The 20,474-nt window shown below is 74.3% G+C and carries 18 protein-coding genes and 1 pseudogene; 7 read left to right on the top strand and 12 right to left on the bottom strand.

Annotated features, from left to right (window positions below; genetic code table 11):
• Positions 1 to 31: 31 nt before the first annotated feature.
• Together OO62_RS11640 and OO62_RS11635 are read right to left on the bottom strand one after the other, a co-directional pair.
• Entirely contained in the window at positions 32 to 466 is a 435-nt protein-coding gene (locus OO62_RS11640; protein WP_033267244.1) for a DUF2267 domain-containing protein, read from the bottom strand.
• A 198-nt stretch (positions 467 to 664) separates the two neighbouring features.
• Entirely contained in the window at positions 665 to 1,099 is a 435-nt protein-coding gene (locus OO62_RS11635) for an Hsp20/alpha crystallin family protein (protein WP_033267243.1), read from the bottom strand.
• Positions 1,100 to 1,266: 167 nt separating this feature from the next.
• Between OO62_RS11635 and OO62_RS11630 the strand changes: the two genes are divergently transcribed.
• The 4 genes and pseudogenes from OO62_RS11630 (at position 1,267) to OO62_RS11620 (ending at position 5,133) form a co-directional block, all read left to right on the top strand.
• Positions 1,267 to 1,953 (top strand): hypothetical protein, encoded by a 687-nt coding sequence (locus tag OO62_RS11630; protein WP_033267242.1) that lies wholly within the window; start codon positions 1,267 to 1,269, stop codon positions 1,951 to 1,953.
• Between the two features lie 105 nt (positions 1,954 to 2,058).
• Positions 2,059 to 3,463 (top strand): annotated as a pseudogene (locus OO62_RS36405) (OFA family MFS transporter).
• Complete coding sequence (locus OO62_RS41680; RefSeq protein ID WP_413252233.1) at positions 3,460 to 3,570, top strand: MFS transporter small subunit; 111 nt, start codon at positions 3,460 to 3,462, stop codon at positions 3,568 to 3,570. Before OO62_RS36405 ends, OO62_RS41680 begins: the two are co-directional and overlap by 4 nt.
• Before the next feature lie 120 nt (positions 3,571 to 3,690).
• Positions 3,691 to 5,133 carry an amidase gene (locus OO62_RS11620; protein WP_033267241.1) on the top strand — a complete coding sequence of 481 codons (1,443 nt, stop codon included), beginning with the start codon at positions 3,691 to 3,693 and terminating at the stop codon, positions 5,131 to 5,133.
• 54 nt (positions 5,134 to 5,187) lie between these two features.
• Here OO62_RS11620 and soxR read toward each other — a convergent pair whose 3' ends face one another.
• Positions 5,188 to 5,676: a redox-sensitive transcriptional activator SoxR gene (soxR, locus tag OO62_RS11615; RefSeq protein WP_033267240.1), complete on the bottom strand. Its 489-nt coding sequence runs from the start codon at positions 5,674 to 5,676 to the stop codon at positions 5,188 to 5,190.
• 139 nt (positions 5,677 to 5,815) lie between these two features.
• Here soxR and OO62_RS11610 point away from each other — a divergent pair, with 139 nt between their 5' ends.
• Positions 5,816 to 6,277 (top strand): MaoC family dehydratase, encoded by a 462-nt coding sequence (locus tag OO62_RS11610; RefSeq protein ID WP_033267239.1) that lies wholly within the window; start codon positions 5,816 to 5,818, stop codon positions 6,275 to 6,277.
• Here the strand turns inward: OO62_RS11610 and OO62_RS11605 are convergent.
• Both OO62_RS11605 and OO62_RS11600 read right to left on the bottom strand, forming a co-directional pair.
• Positions 6,258 to 6,908, bottom strand: a complete 651-nt coding sequence (locus tag OO62_RS11605) for a TetR/AcrR family transcriptional regulator (RefSeq protein WP_033267238.1) — start codon at positions 6,906 to 6,908, stop codon at positions 6,258 to 6,260. The two genes, OO62_RS11610 and OO62_RS11605, sit on opposite strands and share 20 nt — an antisense overlap.
• A 119-nt stretch (positions 6,909 to 7,027) precedes the next feature.
• Positions 7,028 to 8,179 (bottom strand): acyl-CoA dehydrogenase family protein, encoded by a 1,152-nt coding sequence (locus OO62_RS11600; protein ID WP_033267237.1) that lies wholly within the window; start codon positions 8,177 to 8,179, stop codon positions 7,028 to 7,030.
• A gap of 98 nt (positions 8,180 to 8,277) precedes the next feature.
• Here OO62_RS11600 and OO62_RS11595 point away from each other — a divergent pair, with 98 nt between their 5' ends.
• Both OO62_RS11595 and OO62_RS11590 read left to right on the top strand, forming a co-directional pair.
• On the top strand, positions 8,278 to 8,934 hold the full coding sequence (locus tag OO62_RS11595) for a TetR/AcrR family transcriptional regulator (RefSeq protein ID WP_033267290.1): 657 nt from the start codon (positions 8,278 to 8,280) through the stop codon (positions 8,932 to 8,934).
• A 64-nt stretch (positions 8,935 to 8,998) separates the two neighbouring features.
• Positions 8,999 to 9,964: an urea transporter gene (locus tag OO62_RS11590; RefSeq protein WP_338326215.1), complete on the top strand. Its 966-nt coding sequence runs from the start codon at positions 8,999 to 9,001 to the stop codon at positions 9,962 to 9,964.
• An 11-nt stretch (positions 9,965 to 9,975) separates the two neighbouring features.
• Here OO62_RS11590 and OO62_RS11585 read toward each other — a convergent pair whose 3' ends face one another.
• The 7 genes from OO62_RS11585 to OO62_RS11555 all read right to left on the bottom strand — a co-directional run bounded on the left by OO62_RS11585 (position 9,976) and on the right by OO62_RS11555 (position 20,339).
• Complete coding sequence (locus tag OO62_RS11585) at positions 9,976 to 11,352, bottom strand: MFS transporter (protein WP_033267236.1); 1,377 nt, start codon at positions 11,350 to 11,352, stop codon at positions 9,976 to 9,978.
• A gap of 194 nt (positions 11,353 to 11,546) precedes the next feature.
• Positions 11,547 to 12,629 carry a Zn-dependent alcohol dehydrogenase gene (locus tag OO62_RS11580; protein WP_033267235.1) on the bottom strand — a complete coding sequence of 361 codons (1,083 nt, stop codon included), beginning with the start codon at positions 12,627 to 12,629 and terminating at the stop codon, positions 11,547 to 11,549.
• A 113-nt stretch (positions 12,630 to 12,742) separates the two neighbouring features.
• A complete protein-coding gene (locus OO62_RS11575) occupies positions 12,743 to 14,137 on the bottom strand; it encodes an aldehyde dehydrogenase family protein (RefSeq protein WP_033267234.1) in 1,395 nt (464 codons plus the stop codon).
• 133 nt (positions 14,138 to 14,270) lie between these two features.
• Positions 14,271 to 15,161 carry an NAD(P)-dependent oxidoreductase gene (locus OO62_RS11570; protein WP_033267233.1) on the bottom strand — a complete coding sequence of 297 codons (891 nt, stop codon included), beginning with the start codon at positions 15,159 to 15,161 and terminating at the stop codon, positions 14,271 to 14,273.
• Between the two features lie 76 nt (positions 15,162 to 15,237).
• Positions 15,238 to 16,542, bottom strand: coding sequence for an MFS transporter (locus tag OO62_RS11565; protein ID WP_078617118.1), 1,305 nt, complete (start codon positions 16,540 to 16,542; stop codon positions 15,238 to 15,240).
• Positions 16,543 to 17,979: a CitMHS family transporter gene (locus tag OO62_RS11560; RefSeq protein ID WP_033267232.1), complete on the bottom strand. Its 1,437-nt coding sequence runs from the start codon at positions 17,977 to 17,979 to the stop codon at positions 16,543 to 16,545.
• A 134-nt stretch (positions 17,980 to 18,113) separates the two neighbouring features.
• Positions 18,114 to 20,339 carry a molybdopterin oxidoreductase family protein gene (locus OO62_RS11555; protein ID WP_033267231.1) on the bottom strand — a complete coding sequence of 742 codons (2,226 nt, stop codon included), beginning with the start codon at positions 20,337 to 20,339 and terminating at the stop codon, positions 18,114 to 18,116.
• Positions 20,340 to 20,474 lie beyond the last annotated feature (135 nt).

The raw sequence follows: 20,474 nt of genomic DNA, 5'->3' as shown, positions 1-20,474 counted from the left end.
GACGCGGCGCCGGGCCCTCGGTCGCGACGGGTCAGGCGGCCTGGACGAGCTCGGCGCGGCCGAACAACAGGGCGTACCCGGTGGGCAGTTGGGCGAGGATCCGGGTGAGGAGCTCGGGACCGGCGAGTTCGGCGACGACGGACAGTACGGCGCCGGTGTCCCAGCGCGTGGTCGCGGGCGTGCCGCCGGTGCGTTCGGCGAGGTCCTTCACGAAGCCCCAGCCGGTGAGCCGTTCGAGGACCGGAGGCCGGGCGGTGAACTCCCGGGCCGCCTCGACGGGCAGGCGGGCCGCGAGGTCGACGCGTTCGTCGCCGGTGACCTGCCGGCCGAGTGCGGCCAGCACGGCGCGTACGACCTCCTCGGCACGTTCACGGGTGGGATAGGCCCCTTCGTACCGCACCCGTTCCAGCATCCGGAGGAACGTCATCGCCGGTGCGGGACGGGTCGGTTCGGGCTGGGTGACCATGGGCGCTGCGGTCGCCTTTCTCGTCGGATGGTTGGTCGGACGGTTGGCCGGACGGCCGGGGGGACGGGTGGCGCGGCCGGGAGCGGGGAAGCCGGCCGGCGTCCGCCCACCGGCAGGCGGCGGGGTGCGGAGGACGGGGCCGAAGGGGGGACGGACAGGTGATCCCCGTCCTCCGTCACGGATGGCGGCGGGAGGCGCTCAGCCCCTGATCTCCTTGCGCGGCGTGCCGTCGCCGATGGCGACCTTGCGGGGCTTGGCGCGCTCCGCGATCGGGATGCGCAGGGTCAGCACGCCCGCCTCGTAATCGGCCTCGATGTGTTCCGTGTCGAGCGTGTCGGCCAGCACGACCTGGCGGGAGAAGACGCCCAACGGGCGCTCGGACAGCTCCTTCTGCACGTCGTCGCGCTCGGCGACCGGCCGGCGCTCGGCCCGGACGGTCAGCATGTTCCGCTCGACGTCGATGTCGATCGCGTCCTTCGCGACCCCGGGCAGGTCGAGCGCGATCACGTACACGTCACCCTCGCGATAGGCGTCCATCGGCATGGGCGAGGGGCGTGACCACGTGCCGGACGTTCCCATGAGCTGCTGGGTGAGCCGGTCGAGTTCGCGGAACGGGTCAGTGCGCATCAACATCACGAAACACCTCCAACGGTTCAGGCACTTGCTGCCTATGCGCTTCACCTGACTCCGTTGTAGCATGTCATCCAATCGATGACAACCGCAGACGTCATCGGAGTGACGACACGGGCGCCCCCGCGACGCACACCACGGAACGACGACCCCGACGGCAGGAGACCGCGATGACCACTGGCGAGCTGCCCGACCCGCCCGGCCCGGTCGAGGATCCGCGCCCCGGCCCGGCCCCCTTCCCCGCCACCGCCTCGGCACTGGAGGACATCGACCGGGCGGTGCGCGCCGCCCACGCCGCCGACGCCGACGAGGCACCACCGGCCGGCAGCGGGCCCGAACAGGCGCTGGCCTCCCTGCTGTTGCTGCGTGAGGTGCGCGAGCGGCTGGCCGGCTGGGAGACCGGGCTGATCGAGGCGGCCCGTGCGGCGGGCGCCAGCTGGGCCGACCTGGCCGGGCCGCTCGGCGTCGCCAGCCGGCAGGCCGCCGAGCGCCGCTACCTCCGGCTGCGCCCCGGCGCCGCCGACACCACGGGCGAGCAGCGCGTCAAAGCCACCCGCGACCGCCGCGCCGCCGACCGCACCGTCACCGCGTGGGCCCGGCACAACGCCGCCGACCTGCGCGGACTGGCCGGGCAGATCACCGCCCTGACCGATCTTCCGGACGCCGCCGACGGCCCGGTCGGGCACCTCAGCCGGGCCCTCGGCGACGACGACGCGGCCGGGCTGGTCGGCCCGCTGGCCGCGGCCCGGCCGCACCTGCGCGAGCGCCACCCCGATCTCGCCGGGCGGATCGACGACCTCGCGCGCCACACCGACCGGCTCCGCCAGGACAGCCACGACCAGCGCCGCAGCGACTGAGGCGGGTGCCCGTACGGGCCGGGGCGACGCCGTACGGGCCCCGGGATCAGGGGACTTGGGCCACGCGGCCTTCCGGGAGGGGGGAGCGCGGGGTACGTTCCGCGCATGTCCGTGCTCGCCCGCTCCCGCATCGTCGCCCCGCCCGGATGGAGCCGCTGGCTCGTCCCGCCCGCCGCCCTGTCCATCCACCTCGCCATCGGACAGGCTTATGCCTGGAGCGTGTTCAAACCGCCCCTGGAGTCCTCGCTCCAGCTGTCCGGGACGGCCTCCGCGCTCCCGTTCCAGCTGGCCGTCGTGATGCTCGGGCTGTCCGCCGCCTTCGGCGGCACCCTCGTCGAACGCAACGGCCCGCGCTGGGCGATGTGCGTCTCGGCCGTCTGCTTCTCGGCCGGGGTTCCTGATCGCCGCCCTCGGCGCGGCCACCGGCCGGTACTGGCTGATCGTCCTCGGTTACGGCTTCATCGGCGGCATCGGCCTGGGCATCGGCTACATCTCACCGGTCTCCACCCTGATCAAGTGGTTCCCCGACCGGCCCGGAATGGCCACCGGCATCGCCATCATGGGCTTCGGAGGCGGCGCGCTGATCGCCTCGCCCTGGTCCAGCCGGCTGCTGGCCGCACTCGGCGGGGACGCCTCCGGCATCGCGCGGACGTTCCTGGTCATGGGCGTGGCCTACGCGGTGTTCATGACGGTGGGGGTGCTGCTGGTGCGGGTGCCCGCCGACGACCGGCAGCCGTCCGCCCGGCCGGCCGCGGGCCTCCCGGCGGACCGGCCCCCGGTGACCACGGCGCAGGTCTCCGCCCGCAGCGCGCTGCGCACCCCGCAGTTCTGGTGCCTGTGGGTGGTGCTGTGCACCAACGTGACGGCCGGCATCGGCATCCTGGAGAAGGCCGCGCCGATGATCTCCGACTTCTTCGGGCACACCGCGGCACCGGTCAGCGCCTCGGCCGCGGCCGGCTTCGTCGGCATGCTCTCGCTGGCCAACATGCTCGGCCGGATCGTCTGGTCCTCGGCCTCCGACCTGATGGGCCGCAAGAACGTCTACCGCCTCTACCTCGGCGCCGGCGCCCTGCTGTACCTGCTGATCGCGCTGGCCGGCGACGCCTCCAAGCCGTTGTTCATCGGCTGCGCCATGGTGATCCTGTCCTTCTACGGTGGCGGGTTCGCCACCGCCCCGGCGTACTTGACGGACCTGTTCGGCACGTACCAGGTGGGCGCGATCCACGGCCGGCTGCTGACCGCCTGGTCCACCGCCGGTGTGCTCGGCCCGCTGATCGTCAACGCCGTCGCCGACCGCGCCGGGTCGGCCGGCCGCAGCGGCCCCGACCTCTACACCACCTCGTTCTTCATCATGATCGGCCTGCTGGTGGTGGGCTTCGCCGCCAACGAACTCGTCCGGCCGGTGCATCCCCGCCACCACGAACCACCGGCGCCGGCCGCGCAGTTGGCGACCGGGGACCGCCCCGGCGCCGCTCCCGGAACCGTCCGCCCGAAGGGAGCCGAGCAGTGACCGGCCGCCGCACCCTCCTCGTCCTGGCCTGGCTCTGGGTGGGACTTCCGTTCCTGTACGGCCTTTACGAACTCACCCTGAAACTGAAACAACTGTTCACGGGCTGACCACCCGCACCGGCATCACCCCGGACGGCGTCGGCCCCCGCGCCCGTACGGCAGCAGGGCCGTGCGGCACTCCCCCGTGCCACTGACGGCAGGGGAGGTACCCAGGAGAGGTGGACGTCCATGGCCGAACTGCACGATCTGACCGCGGTCGAGCAGGCCCGGGAAATCCGGTCCGGTGAGCTCTCCCCCGTCGAGCTCACCGAGCACTACCTCGCGCGGATCGACCGGCTCGACGACACCCTGGGCGCCTTCATCACCCGCACCCCGGAGATCGCCCGCAAGCAGGCCGCGGAGGCCGAGGGCGAGGCCGCGGCGGCCCGCCGCGCGGGCCGCGAACTCCCGCCGCTGTACGGCGTTCCGGTGCCCGTCAAGGACCTCAATTCGGTCGCCGGGGTGCGCTGCACGATGGGCTCGCGGGCGCTGGCCGAGTACGTACCGGACGTCGACGACCACGTCGTGACCAGGCTGCGGGCGGGCGGCACGATCCTGCTCGGCAAGACCAACACCCCCGAGTTCGGGCTGCCCTGCTACACCGAGAACGGCGTCGCGCCACCCGCCCGCACACCCTGGGACCTGGCGCGCTCGGCCGGCGGGTCCAGCGGCGGGGCGGCCGCCGCGGTGGCCGGCGGGCTGGCGCCCGTCGCGCACGCCAGCGACGGCGGCGGCTCCATCCGGATTCCGGCGTCGGTGTGCGGGCTGTACGGCATCAAGCCCAGCCGCGGCCGGATCAGCGGCGGCCCGCTGCTGCACGACGTGACGGGCCTGTCCACGTCCGGTCCGCTGGCCCGTACGGTCGCCGACGCGGCCACCCTGCTGGACGTCATGGCGGGCCCGATGCCCGGCGACCCCTACGCGGCGCCCGCGCTGCCACCGGGTGAGACCTTCGCCTCGTACGCCCGGCGCGAGCCCGGCCGGCTGCGGATCGCCGTCCTGACCCAGCCCCCGGTACCGGACGTCACGCTGCACCCCGACTGCCTCGCCGCCACCGCCGACACCGCCGCGCTGCTGACCGGACTCGGCCACCAGGTCGAGGAGTTGGCACTGCCGGCCGACGACGGCATCCGCCTCGCGTTCACCCGCGCCTGGTCCGTCATGGCCGCGATCCGCCCGGTGCCGCCGGCCGGCGAGGAGCTGCTGATGCCGCTCAGCCGCTATCTGCGCGGCCGCGGCGCCGAGGTCGCCGGCACGGACTTCGCTCGCGCGATGTACGCCTTCCGCGCGCTCGGCCAGTCCCTCGCCGACGGCCTGATGCCGGCCGACGGCGGCTACGACGTGCTCCTCAGCCCGACCGTGGCGGCGCCTCCGGTGGCGGTGGGCGCGCTGCGCGACGACACCGATCCGCAGGCCGAGTTCGCCGCCATCGGGGCCTTCACCCCGTTCACCCCGCTCTACAACGCGACCGGGCAGCCCGCGGTGAACGTCCCGCTGCAGTGGAACGCCGAGGGACTGCCGATCGGGGTGATGCTGGGCGGGCGCTACGGCGACGAGGCGACGCTGATCGCGCTGTCCGCGCAGCTGGAGCAGGCCCGCCCGTGGGCGGCCCGCACCCCGTCCGTGTGGTGACCTCCGCCCCGGTCTGCGTGCGCCCGTCCCGCCGCGGGGCGGGCGCGCCGGCGGTCAGCCGTCCGTGCTGCCGGGGTCCTTGGCGCTGCGGTCCACCCGCAGCCGCCGGGCGCCGGGCCCCTGCTCGCCGAGGTTGTCGTACGGGTTGGACAGCGCGCACGTCTGCATCGAGAGGCAGCCGCAGCCGATGCAGTCGGTCAGCCGGTCGCGCAGTTCGACGAGCTGGCTGATCCGCTCGTCCAGTTCGGAGCGCCAGACCTGGGAGAGCCGGGCCCAGTCGTCGCGGTTGGGGGTGCGCTCGTCGGGCAGCTCCGCCAGCGCGTCGCGGATCACCGCGAGCGGGATGCCGACCCGCTGCGCCGCCCGGACGAAGGCCACCCGGCGCAGCGCGTCGCGGGTGTAGCGGCGCTGGTTGCCGGCCGTCCGGGTGCTGCTGATCAGCCCCTTGGACTCGTAGAAGTGCAGCGCGGAGACCGCGGCGCCGCTGCGCGCGGAGAGCTGGCCGACGGTGAGCTCATGAACCTTGTACGGAAGCTGGGGCACGGTTCAACCCTAGAACGTGTCCGCGGTCGCCCGGGCGTTGACAGGGGGTGCCCGCACTCCGCATGCTGAGCAAGCGCTTAGTAACAGTCGGCCGGTACCGGACGACGGCGGCCGGCGGATCCCAGGGAGGCAGGCGGAGATGGCAGAGCCCCGAGTGTTTGGATCGCTCGACGAACTGCGCGGAGCGGTCGGCGAGGAACTGGGCACCAGCGACTGGCTGGAGGTCGACCAGAAGCGGGTCGACCTGTTCGCGGACGCCACCGGCGACCACCAGTGGATCCACGTGGACCCGGAGAAGGCCGCCGCCGGCCCGTTCGGCACCACCATCGCGCACGGCTATCTCACGCTGTCGCTGCTGCCCGCCCTCGTACCCCAGCTGATGCGGGTCGACGGCGTGAAGATGGGCATCAACTACGGCACGAACAAGGTGCGCTTCCCCGCCACCGTGCCGGTCGGCTCGCGGCTGCGCGCCACGGCCAGGATCGCGGAGGTCACCGAGGTCTCGGGCGGGGTGCAGCTCACCACGGTCGTGACGATCGAGCGCGAGGGCGGCGAGAAGCCGGTGTGCGTGGCGGAGACGGTCAGCCGCTTTTACCTGTAGCGGGCAGCGGCGGGGCGCCCACCATCCGCAGGACGAGGTCGGCGTAGAGCGCGCCGACCTCGTCGGGCGTGCGCGAGCCGTCCGCGGAGAACCAGCGGGCGACGTCCACGCACAGCGACAGCACGGCCAGGGTGGTGCCGGGTACGTCGTCGACATGGAACGCGCCGCTGTCCGCGCCGTCCTGGATGATCTGCCGCAGCAGCCGGTCGGTCTGCCGGCGCAGTCCGGCGATCTCGGCGTAGTGCTCCGGGCTCAGCGCCTGGAGCTCGTACTGGATGACCCGGGCGGTGGTGTGGTGCTCGGCGTGCCAGCGGGCGAAGGTGCGCACGGCGTCGCGGAGCCGCTCGGGGGCGCTGCCCGGGGCCTCGGCGGCGGCGCCCATGATGCGCAGCGCCTTCTCGTGGCCGATCCCGCTGATGCGGTAGAGCAGCTCCTCCTTGGTCTTGTAGTGGATGTAGAGCGCGGCCGGGCTCATCCCGGCGCGGCCGGCGATGTCACGGGTGGTGGTGGCGTGGTAGCCGCGCTCGGCGAACGCCTCGACGGCCGCGCTGACCAGCCGTCGCGCGGCGTCCGGGGTCACCCCGGCCCACTCCTCGTTCTCCTCCGCAGCCTGCTGTGCCGCCGCACCCATCGCGCACCCCGCTCCTCGACCCGCCAGGGACGTTCCTCAGACGGATCGAACACCATACCGCGGCACTGAGCAAGCGCTTAGGTCCGGTCGGGCGGCCGGTGCGGGCCGGGGCGGCACCGTCAGAAGGCGGAGACCCCGGTCAGTGCCCGGCCGATGAGCAGCTTCTGGATCTGGCTGGTGCCCTCGTAGAGGGTCATCACGCGGGCGTCCCGCAGCAGCTTGCCGACCGGGTACTCGTCGATGTAGCCGTAGCCGCCGAAGACCTGCAGGGCGTTGTTGGCGGCGCGCACCGCGGCCTCCGAGGCGAACAGCTTGGCCTGCGAAGCGGCGGTGGCGAACGGCTCGCCGCGGTCGATCAGATCGGCGACCCGCCAGGTCAGCAGCCGTGCGGCGTCGACGTCCACCGCGATGTCGCTGAGCAGCTCCTGCACCAGCTGGTGACGTGCGAGCGGGCCGCCGAACTGCTCCCGTTGGCCCGCGTAGCCGAGCGCGGCCTCCAGTGCGGCCCGGGCGATGCCCACGCAGCCGGCGGCGACCGACATCCGGCCCTTGGCCAGCGCGGACATCGCGACCGAGAAGCCCTTGCCCTCCGGCCCGAGCATCGCGGACGCCGGCACCCGTACGCCGTCGAACACCAGCTCGGCGGTGGCCTGGCCGCGCAGCCCCAGCTTGCCGTGGATCTCCCGGCGCTCCAGGCCGGGGCTGTCGGCGGGCACGAGGAAGGCGCTGATGCCGTGGTGGCCCGGGGCGTCGCCGGTGCGGGCGAAGAGCAGGACGACATCGGCCCAGGTGCCGTTGGTGATGAACATCTTGGCGCCGTCGATGACGAACCCGTCCCCGTCGCGGACCGCGCGGGTGGCGAGGCTTGCCGCGTCGGAGCCGGTGCCCGGCTCGGTCAGGCCGAAGCAGCCGAGCGCCTCGCCGGAGGTCAGCCGCGGCAGCCAGTGGCGCTTCTGGTCCTCGTCGCCCCAGGTGGCGATCGTCTTGGCGACCAGCCCCAAGGAGACCGAGACGATGCCCCGCACCGAGGAGTCGCCGCGGCCCAGCTCCTCGGTCACCAGCACGTACGAGAGATGGTCGCCGCCCGAACCGCCGTACTCCTCGGGGACGGTGAGCCCGAGGAAGCCGAGGCCGGCGAGCTTCTTGACGACGGCGCGGTCGACCTTCTCCGCGCGGTCCCAGGCGGCGGCGTGCGGCGCGACCTCGCGGTCGACGAAGTCCCTGGCGAGCCGGCGTACCGCGGTCTGCTCCGCGCTGAGCTCCAGATCCATCCCGGTCCCCTCATGGGCGTGAGCAGCGCCGGAGGGTCCCACCGACGCCTTTAATTAGCACTGCTAGTTTTCGCTGGGCAGGCTCTACTATGTGCGTCATGGCCCGACCCCGCAAGCCCCTCCTCAGCCGCGAGCGCATCGTCGCCACGGCGCTGGAGCTGATCGACGCCGAGGGGCTGCCGGCCCTCTCCACCCGGCGGCTGGCGGCGGAGCTGGGCGTCAGCGGGCCCTCGCTGTACAACCACTTCACGACCAAGGACGAGATCCTCGACGCGGTCGCCGACACGGTGATCGCCGAGGTCGACGTCGCGGCGTTCGAGGGCGGCGACTGGCGCACCGGACTGCTCGGCTGGGCCCGGTCCTACCGCGCGGCGCTGGCCGCGCACCCGCACGTCGTGCCGTACCTCGCGCAGGGCCCCGGCCGCCGCCCGGCCGGGCTGAGGATGGCCGACGCGGCGTTCGGCGGCATGGTCGAGGCGGGCTGGCCGCCCGCGCAGGCCACCCGGGTCTGCGCGATGGTCCGCTACTTCGTCGCGGGCTCCGCGCTGGGCTCGTTCGCCCGCGGCTTCGTCGACGACCCCGGCGCGTACGACCCGGCCGACTACCCGCACCTCGGGCAGGCGCACCTCCTCGCGGAGCACCAGCGCCAGGTGGACGAGGGCGCGTTCGAGACCGGCCTCCAGGCCCTGGTGGACGGCCTGGCGCTGCGGCACCCCGAGCTGGTCCCGCCGACGGACCGCGCCCGGCCGCTGTAAAGTGCCCCGGCCCCTGACCGGCAGGGGCGGCAGGCGGGAGCCTGGCGTGCGAGCGGGAGGCGGCGTGCGCGAGTGGGGCACGGCCATCAACGGCCCTTTCCGGGCGCGGTACATGCGGTTCGTGATCGAGGTGCTGCGGGGGCAGGCGCAGGTCGACTTCGTGCCGAACGCCCTGACCGGCGTGGTGTTCTCGGCCGGCCTGTGCGCGGCGGGCTGGGAGTTCGGCCTGTACGGGCTGGCCGGTACGGCCGCCGGCACCGCCACCGCCCGCCTGCTGGGCGTCGACCGGGACCGGATCACCGCGGGCCTGGAAGGCTTCAACGCCTGCCTGGTGGCGGTCGGCTGCGCGGTCCTCCTCGGCGCCCGCCACCTGTCCACCGCGCTGCTCGCCCTGGCCGCCGCCGCGCTGGTCACGGTCCTCACCGCCGCCGTGGCGCGCCTCCTCGCCACCTGGCAACTGCCCACCTTCACCCTGCCGTTCTGCATGACGGCCAGCGCGCTGACCATCGCGGCGCCCGGCTTCCCGCGGATCTGGCACGAGGACGCGGGCCCGGCCGCGCTCCCCCGCGCCGCGGACGGCCCGGTCTCCCTCACCTTCAGCGACCTGTGGCACGGCTTCTTCGCCAACATCGGGCAGGTCTTCTTCATGCCGCAGTGGTACGTCGGCCTGATATTCCTGCTCGGCCTCTTCCTCGCCGGCCGCCGTGCGGGCGTGCTGGCCTGCGTCGGCAGCGTGGTCGGCCTGCTCACCGCGTGGGCTCTCGGCACACCCGCCGAGCAGGTGGCCGAGGGCGTGGCGGGCTACAACGCCGTGCTGGTGACGATGGCGCTGTGCGGGGTGGTGCTGGTCGCGGACGCCTGGAGCCTGGCGTACGCGGTGGCCGGGGCGGCGGCCGCGACCTTCCTGCACCCGGCGCTGGCCGCCCTCTTCGCGCCGTCCGGCGGCCACGCCTTCACCTGGCCGTTCGTGCTGGTCGCGCTGGTCTTCCTGGCGGCGGCGCCGGCCTTCCCCCGGCTGCGCAGGGTCTGATCCGGCGCCGGCTACGCGCCCCGGGCGGGCCCGGTGGCCGGCCGCCCGGTGACCGTCTTCGGGGCCCGCCGGGTGAGCAGCCGGATCGACACCAGCGCGAGGACGGAGAGCACCATGATGTACCCGGACACCGCCATCGAGGTCCCGCTCGCCTCCAGCAGCAGCACCATCACGAAGGGCGCGAGTCCGCCGCCCAGGACGGCGCTGATCTGGTAGCCGAGCGAGGCGCCCGTGTAGCGCATCTCGGGGGTGAACAGCTCGGCGAACAGCGCGGCCTGCGGGCCGTACATGATGCTCAGGAAGCAGCTGCCGACGAACGTGCCGACCGCCAGCCACGGCAGCGACGCGGTGTCGATGAGCAGGAACATGGGCACCGCCCAGAGCAGCAGTCCGACGGCGCCCGCGGCGTAGACCCGCAGCCGGCCGATGCGGTCGGAGAGCGCCGCGGCGGCCGGGATCAGCGCGAGCTGGGTGAGGCTGACCAGCAGGGAGACGGCCAGTACGGAGGTGCGGTGCATGTGCAGCGAGCGGGTGGCGTAGTCCAGCACGCCGGTGATCAGGATGTAGAAGGTGGCGGTGTTGACCGCGAAGGAGCCGCCGGCCAGCAGGACGGTGCCGAGGTGGTGGCGCAGGATCGTGCCCAGGGGTGAGCGCCGGGCCTCGGCCGCCCGCTCGGCCGCCGCCAGCTCCCGCTCCGCGGCCCGGAAGGCGGGGGTCTCCTCGACGTGGGTGTGGATGTAGCGGGCGAGCAGCAGCACCAGCGCGCCGACCAGGAACGGGATCCGCCAGCCCCAGGCCCCGAACGCCCGCTCGCCGGTGACCGCCCCGGCCAGCAGGAAGACGGTGTTGGCGGTCATCACGCCGATCGGTACCCCGAGTTGCACCAGCGAGCCGTACAGGCCGCGCCGGCCCTCGGGTGCGTACTCGGTGGCCATCAGCATCGCGCCGCCCCACTGGGCGCCGACCGCGATGCCCTGGATCAGCCGCAGCACGACCAGCAGGACCGGCGCGGCCAGCCCGATGGTGTCGTACGGGGGCAGCAGGCCGATGGCGGTAGTGGCCAGCCCCATCACGGTCAGCGCGAGCACCAGCATCGGCTTGCGGCCGTGCCGGTCGCCGAGGTGACCGGCGATCACCCCGCCGACGGGGCGGGCCAGGAAGCCCACCGCGAAGGTCGCGAAGGAGGCGAGCACTCCGGCGGCCCGGCTGCCGGAGGGGAAGAAGGCGTCGCCGAGGACGAGGGCGGCGGCGATGCCGAAGACGAAGTAGTCGTACCACTCGACGGCCGAGGCCAGGGCGGCCGCGGTGGCGACCCGGCGGCGGCCGGCGGAGGGCGGCGCGGTGGTGCCGCCGGTGCTGTCGTGGGGCGCGGAGGGGGCCGTGTCCATGCGTGCACACTCCGGGGGTGGGTGCGGGAGGGATGGGGGGCGGCGCCTGATGTCGGGCGACCGTACCGACCAGCCGGTACGCCGTCAACGGACCGCGCACCACGAGTTCTCGGCGCCGGGACGCGCCCTCCGCCCGCCGCAACACAACGGGCCGGGGCGCACCCGCACCCCGGCCCGGCCCCCCGGCGGAGCCCCTAGAAGACCACCAGCGAACGTCCGCCCTTCCCCGCCACCATCGCCTCGAAGGCGGCCGGGATGTCGTCGAGGCCGATGCGGTCGGTGACCAGGGCGGACAGGTCCAGCGCGCCCGAGCGGACGTGCCCGGCGACGACCGGGAGGTCGCGGGCGGGGTCGCTGTTGCCGTAGACGCAGCCGGACAGCGTCCGGCCGAAGTAGAAGAGCTCCAGGGCGGAGAAGCTCACCTGCTGGTCCTGGCCGCCGATGCCGACGACCGTGGTGCGGCCCCCGCGCCGGGTGGCCGACCAGGCCGTACGGATGGTGTCGGCGCGGCCCACGCACTCCACGGCGACATCGGCGCCCACGCCCCCGGTGAGCCTGCGGACCCGTTTGGCAGTGTCCTCACCGGCGATCAGGAACTCCGTGGCGCCCGCCGCGCGGGCCAGCTCCTCCTTCGCCGGGGAGACGTCCACCGCCACGATCGTGCCCGCCCCGGCGATCCGCGCCGCCTGCAGCGTGGCCAGGCCCACCCCGCCGACGCCGAGGACCACGACCGACTCCCCCGGCCGCACCGCCGCGCTGTGGTGGATCGCGCCCCAGCCGGTGAGCACCGCACAGCCGAGCAGCGCCGCGTCGGTGAGCGGCACCCCGTCCGGCAGCGGCAGCGCGGCGTGCGCGGCCACCACGGTCTCCTCGGCGAAGGCGGCGGTGCCCAGGCCCGGGTGGAGTGCGCTGCCGTCGGCCACGAGGGTGGCGTACGGGGCGTTCGCGGCGGCGCCCGCGTTGGCGCACAGCCAGGGCTCGGCGAGCCCGCAGAAGTGGCAGTCGCCGCAGGACGGCGCCCAGTTGAGGACGACCGGGTCGCCGGGGGCCACCGTGGTCACGCCGGGGCCGACCGCGGTGACGGTGCCCGCGCCCTCGTGACCGAGGACGGCCGGGACGGGCTGGCGCAGCGTGCCGTTGGACAGCGAGAGGTCGGAGTGACAGACGCCGGCGGCGGCCAGCTTGACGCGGACCTGGCCGGGGCCGGGGTCGGGCAGGTCGATCTCGGCGACCTGGAGCGGGGCGTTGACGGCGGGCAGGACGGCGGCGCGAACCACGGGGGTCTCCTCGGTGCGCTGGACGGGACGGGACGGGTCGGGGCGGGACCGGTCGGGACGGGACCGGCGGGCGGCGGGTCGGCCGCGCGGGGCCTCCCCGCCGCCCGGACGGGTCAGAACTGGAGCGACTTGGTCTGCAGGTACTCGGCCAGGCCGTGCGGGCCCAGCTCCCGGCCGACGCCGGACTGCTTGTAACCGCCGAACGGGGCAAGGGGGTTGAAGCGGCCACCGTTGATGTCGACCTGTCCGGTGTCCAGGCGCCGGGCGAAGGCGACCGCCTCGGCCTCGTCGGCCGCCCAGACCGCGCCGGCCAGGCCGTAGACGGTGCCGTTGGCGATGCGGACCGCGTCGTCCTCGTCCGCGTACTTCATCAGCGACAGCACCGGGCCGAAGATCTCCTCCTGGGCGAGGGTCATGCCGGGCGTGACGTCGGCGAAGACGGTGGGGCTGACGAAGTAGCCCTGCGCGCAGGGGGCTTCGGGGCCGCCCGCGACCAGCCGCGCGCCCTCGGCGACCCCCCGCTCGATGTAGCCGCGCACCCGGTCCCGCTGCCGGGCGCTCACCAGCGGGCCGACCCGCTCGCCCGGCACGTACTTGGCGACCGCGGCGGCGGCCAGCGCGACGGCCTCGTCGTACCGGTCCTCGTGCACCAGCATCCGGGTCCAGGCACTGCAGGTCTGGCCGGAGTTGGCCATGACGTTGGCCACGCCGACGGCGACCGCCTTGGCGAGGTCGGCGGACGGCAGGATGACGTTGGCGGACTTGCCGCCCAGTTCCAGCGCCACCCGCTTGACCGCGGCGCCCGCGGCGGCGCCGATCCGCCGGCCGACGGCGGTGGAGCCGGTGAAGGAGACCAGATCGATCCCGTCGTGTTCGGCGAGCGCCTGGCCTGCGACCGGGCCGAGGCCGGTGACGAGGTTGAACACCCCGGCGGGTATCCCGGCCGCGTCGACGCACTCGGCGAAGAGCTGGGCCACCAGCGGGGTGTCCTCGGCCGGTTTGAGCACCACCGTGCAGCCGGCCGCCAGGGCCGGGGCGACCTTGGCGACGACCTGGTGCAGCGGGTAGTTCCAGGGGGTGATCGCGCCGACCACGCCGACCGGCTCCAGCAGCACGGTGGAGTTGCCGATCCGCTCCTCGAAGGAGAAGGTCCGGGCCAGTTCGGCGTACGAGCCGCAGACCGCGACCGGCACCCCGGCGTGCACCGCCCTGCTGAACGCGAGCGGTGAGCCCAGCTCGGCGGTCACCGTCTCCGCGATCTCCTCGGCGCGCCCCACCAGCTGCTCGTGCAGCGCGGCCAGCCGGTCGGCGCGCTGCGCGGGCGGGGTGGCGGCCCAGCCGGGGAGGGCGACGCGGGCGGCGCGCACCGCGGCGTCCACGTCCGCGGCGGAGCCGGCCGGGACGGTCGCGATGACCCGTCCGTCGGCCGGGTCCACGACCTCGATCGTGCCGCCGCCCTCGGCGGGCCGCCAGCTGCCGTCGATGTACATCGCGTCGTGCTGCTTCACGTCGTGGTCCCTCCGGTGCCTGTGTGGTCCACCCCCGCAAGGCCAAACTAGCGCCGGTAGTTTTCCGCCGCCAGGGAGTCCCGCCGCCGCCCGCGGGTGACCGCCGCCACGACCCTACGAGCCGACGGCCCGCTCACGCCTTGGCGGAAGACCTGCGCATCTCCTCGATGACGCTGACGAATCCGGCATTGCCGTGGCCGGCGGCGATCGTCCGGTCCGCGATGCCCTTGACCGCGTCGAGCACCTCGGTGTTGAGCCCATGGGCCCGGGCCGCCTCCAGGACGTGCCCGATGCCCGCGGCCTCCATGACGAGATTGTCCTGGTCCCCGGAGAAGACCCCGCGGTCCAGGTCCTCCGCCATGCCCGCGGCGAGGGCCGGCAGGATGCCGACGATGGTCTCCGTGAACGGCGCGAACTCCTTCGCCGGTACGCCCTCGGACCCGGCCAGCGCGAAGGCGTGCACCAGCCCGGCCATCGCCGAGAAGAAGAAGCCGAGCAGCGACAGGTCGTACACCGCCGCGGTGCCGTGGTCCTCGCCGAGGTACGGCGCCCGGCCGCCCAGCGCCTTCAGCGTCGCCCCGTACGTCTCGAAGGCGTCCCGCGAGCCGCTGTAGAGCACGGTCCCGTCCGGCTGTCCGATGACCGGCGTGGGCACCATGATCGAACCGTCGAGGTAGTCGATGCCGTGCCCGGCGGCCCACGCGGCGGCGGCCCGCGCCCGCTCCGGGGTGTCGGAGGTGAGGTTGACCAGCGTTCGCCCGGACAGCTGCGCGCCGACCGGCTCCAGGATCGCGCGGACCGCGGCGTAGTCCAGTACGCACACGATCACCAGCGGCGCCGCGGCCACCGCCTCGGCCACCGTCCCCGCGCGGACCGCGCCGCGCCCGACCAGTTCGTCGGCGCGGCCCGGCGTGCGGTTCCAGACCGTCGTGGGGTGCCCGGCCCGGAGGAACGCCGCGGCCAGCGCCCGGCCCATGGCGCCGAGGCCGAGGACGGTGACGGGGGTGCGGGTGTGGTGGGTCATGGGGTGCTCCTCGCAACTGCCCGCGGGCCGGCCCGGTGCCGGACCCGCTGAGGCACCCCACCCTGCCGACCCGCGCTTACGGTTCCCTTCGGAGACGCTTACGGTCCCTTCGGGCCGGCTTGCGGTCCCCGCCGGCCACGGTCGGCCCGCGGGCGCCGCCGGCCACGGCCACGCTCCGGCCGCCGCGTTCGGCCCCGGTACGGGCCGCCAGTCCGGCGGAGGCCAGCAGCAGCACGCCGAGCAGGACGAAGGGCGCCGCGGTGCCCGCCAGGCCGGCCAGCACTCCGGCGCCCGCCGGGGCGGCGACCTGACCGAGCCGGTTGCCGGTGAGGCGGAGTGCCAGCGCCGTGCTGCGGGCCCGCTCGGGAGCGGCCTGGACGACGGTGGTCATCGACAGCGGCTGGCCCACGCCCAGGCAGAACCCGAGCGCGGCCAGCATCGCCGCCAGCGCCCACACCGGCACCGGCAGGACCAGCCCGCCGCACAGCAGACCGGCCAGCGCACAGCTGCCGGCCATCAGCGCGGTGCGTCCCAGCCACCGGATCATCGGTGTCATCACCAGGCGGCAGGCGAGGGTGGCCGCGGCCCGCAGGCTGAGCAGCAGGCCGATGGCAGTGGGCGCGATCGCGCGGTCCTCCCCGATGACGGGGAGATAGGCGGTCAGCACATCGGTCGCGGAGAGCACGGCCAGGCTCATGAAGATGCCGGCCGCGACCCCGCGGCTGCGGAGGATGCCGCGGACGGGGACCGGCGCGGCGGCCGGGCGGCCGCGGTCGCCGGCGGGGGCCGGGCGGCCGCGTCGTTCGAGGCGCCAGAGGGAGGCGTAGGAGAAGGCGGCGACCGCGCCGGAGACGAGCAGGGCGGTGGCGCTGGTCGGCGCCATCCGGCCGTCCCGCTCGGAGATGACCAGCCCGGCGGCGACCGGGCCGATCAGCTGGCCGAGGGAGGCGCCGATGGTGAAGTGGCCGAAGTTGCGGTCGCGGTCCTCGGGCGCGCTGCGGCGGGCGACGATGGACTGCGCGCCGATGACGAAGCACAGATGCCCCAGGCCCATCACCCCGCTCCAGGCGGCCATCGCGGGCAGCGAGCCGGCCAGCCCGCTCAGCGCGCAGCCGCCGCTGATCAGCGCCACGCCGGCGACCAGCAGCGGTGCGCAGCGGCCGTGGTCGGTGCGCCGGCCGAGCGGGACGGCGACGAGCAGCGGCAGCAGCGCGTAGACGGCGGTGATCACGCCGACGGCGCGCCCGTCGGCGCCCAGGGCGAGGGCCCGGTAGGAGACCGCCGGCCTGGCCATGCTCACCGCTCCCTGTGCGAAGGAGAAGGTGAGGACCAGGCGCAGCAGCCAGCTCCTGCCGGGCCTCGCGGTGTCGGTCGCGGTCATCTAGACGATGCCGAAGAGCAGGCTCGCTCCCAGGACGACCAGGGAGGTGAGCGCGGCCCACTTGACGGTGAACCTGGTGTGGTCGCCGAACTCGACCTTGGCCATGCCGACCAGGACGTAGACGGCCGGGACCAGCGGGCTGGACATGTGCAGGGCCTGGCCGACGAGGGAGGCGCGGGCGATCTCGATCGGGGCCACGCCGTGGGCGGCGCCGGCCTCGGCGAGGATCGGCACGATGCCGAAGTAGAAGCCGTCGTTGGACATGAAGTAGGTCAGCGGGATGCTGAGGACGCCGGTGACGAGGCCCATGTGCGGGCCGAGCGCGTCGGGGATGTTGGAGACCAGCCAGCGGGCCATGTGCTCGACCATGCCGGTGCCGGTGAGCACGCCGGTGAAGACGGCGGCGGCGAAGACCATGCCGGAGACGTTGAGGACGTTCTCGGCGTGCGCCGCGATGCGGGCCTTCTGGTCCTTCATGTGCGGGAAGTTGACGGTCAGGGCGAGGGCCGCGCCGAGCAGGAAGAGGACCGGGATCGGCAGCGTCTGGAGGATCAGCAGGGTGAGCAGCGCGACGGTGAGCGCGGCGTTGAACCAGTAGAGCCTGGGGCGCAGGGTGGGCCGCCGCGGGTCCAGGCCCTGGAGGTCGAGGTCCTGCACGGAGCCGCCGGAGCCGTCGGAGCCGGGGGCCGCGGAGCCGCCGGTGGCGGGCCGGGCGGCGGCCGGGGCGCCGCCCTTGGCGCCGGCGCCCGCGCCGACGAGGACCTGCTCGGTCTCCTTCTCCTCGACGGTCCCGGTGACCGTCGCGACGTCGCCGAGGGTCAGCACGCCCAGCCGCTTGCGCTCGCGCCGGCCGAGGACGTACGCGAGGGCGAAGACGGCGACCAGACCGACCGCGAGGGCCGGGATCATCGGGACGAAGATGTCGCCGGCGTCGAGCTTGAGGGCGGTGGCGGCGCGGGCGGTCGGGCCGCCCCAGGGCAGGGTGTTCATCACGCCGTTGGCGGTGGCGGCGACGCCGGTCATCACGACCAGGCTCATCTTCAGCCGCTTGTAGAGCGGGTAGAGCGCCGAGACGGTGATCATAAAGGTGGTGGAGCCGTCGCCGTCGAGCGAGACGATCGCGGCGAGCAGCGCCGTACCGACGACGACCCGCACCGGGTCGGCCTTGCAGAACCGCAGGATGCCCCGCACGACCGGGTCGAAGAGCCCGACGTCGATCATCACCCCGAAGTAGATGATGGCGAACATCAGCATCGCGGCCGTGGGGGCCAGGTCACCGATGCCCTTGATGACGTAGTCGCCCAGGTGCGCGCCCTGTCCGACCAGGACGCAGAACAGCGCGGGAATCAGCACGAGCGCTGCCAGCGGCGACATCTTCTTCATCATGATCAGCACCAGGAAGGTGGCGATCATGACAAATCCGAGGATTGTCAGCATTAGGGGTACCTCACGTTCGCCCTTGAACATCTGCCGGGGGTGGCGGTCTGGGTGGACGTTAGGTGCCGCAAACTTTTGTTAACAAGGTCTTGACGCCCGAGCAATACGAGCAAAACCCCAGGTCAACAGTGATCTCACCGGACGGGCGTGAGCAGAATGGGCAGCCCGTTGAGCACCGCGGTGCCGGAGAGCGGGTCCAGCAGCCGTCCGGCGTTGAGCTGGTTGACGTTGACGCCGGGGTCGGCGGCGGCGACGCCCAGCCGGGTGCCGGGGCGGTCGTGCCCCCAGCCGTGCGGCAGGCTCACCACGCCCGGCCGCACGGTGTCGGTGATCTCGACGGGCACCTCCACCTCGCCGCCGTCCCCCTTCAGCCGGGCCGGTTCGCCGTCGGTGAGCCCCAGGCGCGCCGCGTCCTCGGGGTGCACATGGAGGGTGCAGCGGTTGCTGCCGCCCATGAGGGCGGGGACGTTGTGCAGCCAGCTGTTGTTGGAGCGCAGATGGCGGCGGCCGACGAGCAGCAGCCCGTCGGGGACCGCGCCGAGCCGGCCGCGCAGCCGCTCCGCCTCGGCGGCGATCGGTGCGGGGCACAGCTCGACGGCGCCGCTCGGGGTCCGCAGCAGGGCCGGTATCCGCGGGGTGAGCGGGCCGAGGTCGATGCCGTGCGGGTGGTCCAGCAGCCGGGCCAGCGAGAGGCCCTCGGGGTCGGCGCCGAAGCCCTCGCCGTACGGGCCGAGCCGCAGCATCATGTCGAGCCGCCGCTCGGCGCCGTCGCGGCCGGTCAACTGCGCTGCCAGCTCGTCCGGTTGACGGCCGTGGACCGGTGAGTGCGGGTCGGCGACGGCCTTGCCGAGCACGGTGTCGATCACCATGGCGTCCACCAGTGCGGGATCCGCGCCGTCCTGCCCGCCCAGGCAGAGGATCAGCCGCGCCTGGATCGCGCACTCGTCGGGCTGCCCGTCGGCGAGCGGGAGCACCGGCCGGGTGTAGCGGACCTGGTTGCGGACGGCCAGCGCGTTGAAGGCGTAGTCGAAGTGCGCGCCGCGGGAGGGCGGGGGCGGCGGCAGCACGACGTCGGCGTGCCGGGAGGTCTCGTTGAGGTACGGGTCGACGCTCACCATGAAGTCCAGGGAGGCGAGCGCCGCATCGAGCCGGTCGCCGTCGGGGACGGACAGCACCGGGTTCGCGGCGATCGCGACGGCGGCCCGCACGCGGCCCTCGCCGGGGGTGTCGATCTCCTCGGCCAGGGCGGCGATGGGCAGTTCGGACTTGGCCTCGGGGTGGCCGGAGACCCGGCTGCGCCAGCGGCCGAGGGCGAAGCCGCGGCCGGGGCCGGCCGGGCGGGGCGCGGCTCCGGTCGCGGACAGCGGGAACATCAGGCCGCCCGGGCGGTCGAGGTTCCCGGTGAGGACGGCGAGGACGTCCACCAGCCAGCTGGTGAGGGTGCCGAACTCGACGGTGCTGGCGCCGATCCGGCCGTACACCGCGGCGCTGTCGGCGGCGGCCAGCTCGCGGGCCAGCCGCCGGACGGACGCGGCGGGGAGGTCGCAGGGCCCGGCGACCGCCTCGGGGGTGAAGCCGGCCGCCAGGCGCTCGACCTCGTCGGCCTGGACGACGTGCGCGGCCCGCTCCCCCAGGTCCACCAGGCCCTCCTCGAACAGCACATGGACCATCGCGAAGAGCAGCAGGGCGTCGGTGCCGGGCCGGATCGCGAGGTGCTCGTCGGCGAGTTTCGCGGTGCGGGTGCGGCGCGGGTCGATGACGGTCAGCCGGCCGCCGCGGCGGCGCAGCGCCCTGATCCGGCCGGGGAAGTCGGGCGCGGTGCACAGGCTGCCGTTGGAGTCCATCGGGTTGGCGCCGATGATCAGGAGGTGGTCGGTGCGGTCCAGGTCCGGGACGGGGATGGCCAGCGGGTCGCCGTAGAGCAGTCCGCTGGAGACGTGCTTGGGCATCTGGTCGACGGTGGAGGCGGTGAAGACGCTGCGGGAGCGGAGGCCGGCGAGCAGCACCGGCGGGTAGAGGGCGCCGGCGACGGTGTGCACATTGGGGTTGCCGAGCACCACGGCCACCGCGTCCGGGCCGTGCGCCTCGACCACCGGGCGCAGCCCCGCCTGAACGGCGGCGAACGCCTCGTCCCAGGTGGCCTCGGTGAGCACGCCGTCCCGCCGGACCAGGGGGCGGATGAGCCGGTCGGGGTCGGCGTCCAGCTCGCCGAAGGACGCGCCCTTGGGGCAGACGAAGCCCTTGCTGAAGACGTCGTCGCGGTCGCCGCGGGCCGCGGTGATCCGGTCGCCGTCGAGGGTGACGGTCAGCCCGCAGGTGGCCTCGCAGAGCGGGCAGATGCGCAGGGCGGTACGGGTCATCGGTCCCTCCCGGGGACGGTGCCGGCGATGGGGTACCCCCTGCTCGGAGCCGAGAGCTCGGGGGAGGTGCGCGTACCGTCCGACCATACCGACCGGTAGGCATGAGGGCAGCCCCCGCGGCGGAATCCCGCCAAC

Origin of the sequence: Streptomyces lydicus, from assembly GCF_000717345.1 — a bacterium.
In the GTDB taxonomy this organism is placed as follows: Bacteria; Actinomycetota; Actinomycetes; order Streptomycetales; family Streptomycetaceae; genus Streptomyces; species Streptomyces lydicus.
The sequence above is the reverse complement of the archived record's forward strand: the minus strand, read 5'-3'. Positions and strand labels throughout refer to the sequence as shown.

Coding starts and splice junctions, on each gene's coding strand:
- OO62_RS11640 (WP_033267244.1), bottom strand. CDS start 466: ATGGTCACCCAGCCCGAACCGACCCGTCCCGCACCGGCGATGACGTTC.
- OO62_RS11635 (WP_033267243.1), bottom strand. CDS start 1,099: ATGTTGATGCGCACTGACCCGTTCCGCGAACTCGACCGGCTCACCCAG.
- OO62_RS11630 (WP_033267242.1), top strand. CDS start 1,267: ATGACCACTGGCGAGCTGCCCGACCCGCCCGGCCCGGTCGAGGATCCG.
- OO62_RS11620 (WP_033267241.1), top strand. CDS start 3,691: ATGGCCGAACTGCACGATCTGACCGCGGTCGAGCAGGCCCGGGAAATC.
- OO62_RS11610 (WP_033267239.1), top strand. CDS start 5,816: ATGGCAGAGCCCCGAGTGTTTGGATCGCTCGACGAACTGCGCGGAGCG.
- OO62_RS11605 (WP_033267238.1), bottom strand. CDS start 6,908: ATGGGTGCGGCGGCACAGCAGGCTGCGGAGGAGAACGAGGAGTGGGCC.
- OO62_RS11600 (WP_033267237.1), bottom strand. CDS start 8,179: ATGGATCTGGAGCTCAGCGCGGAGCAGACCGCGGTACGCCGGCTCGCC.
- OO62_RS11595 (WP_033267290.1), top strand. CDS start 8,278: ATGGCCCGACCCCGCAAGCCCCTCCTCAGCCGCGAGCGCATCGTCGCC.
- OO62_RS11585 (WP_033267236.1), bottom strand. CDS start 11,352: ATGGACACGGCCCCCTCCGCGCCCCACGACAGCACCGGCGGCACCACC.
- OO62_RS11570 (WP_033267233.1), bottom strand. CDS start 15,161: ATGACCCACCACACCCGCACCCCCGTCACCGTCCTCGGCCTCGGCGCC.
- OO62_RS11565 (WP_078617118.1), bottom strand. CDS start 16,542: ATGACCGCGACCGACACCGCGAGGCCCGGCAGGAGCTGGCTGCTGCGC.
- OO62_RS11560 (WP_033267232.1), bottom strand. CDS start 17,979: ATGCTGACAATCCTCGGATTTGTCATGATCGCCACCTTCCTGGTGCTG.
- OO62_RS11555 (WP_033267231.1), bottom strand. CDS start 20,339: ATGACCCGTACCGCCCTGCGCATCTGCCCGCTCTGCGAGGCCACCTGC.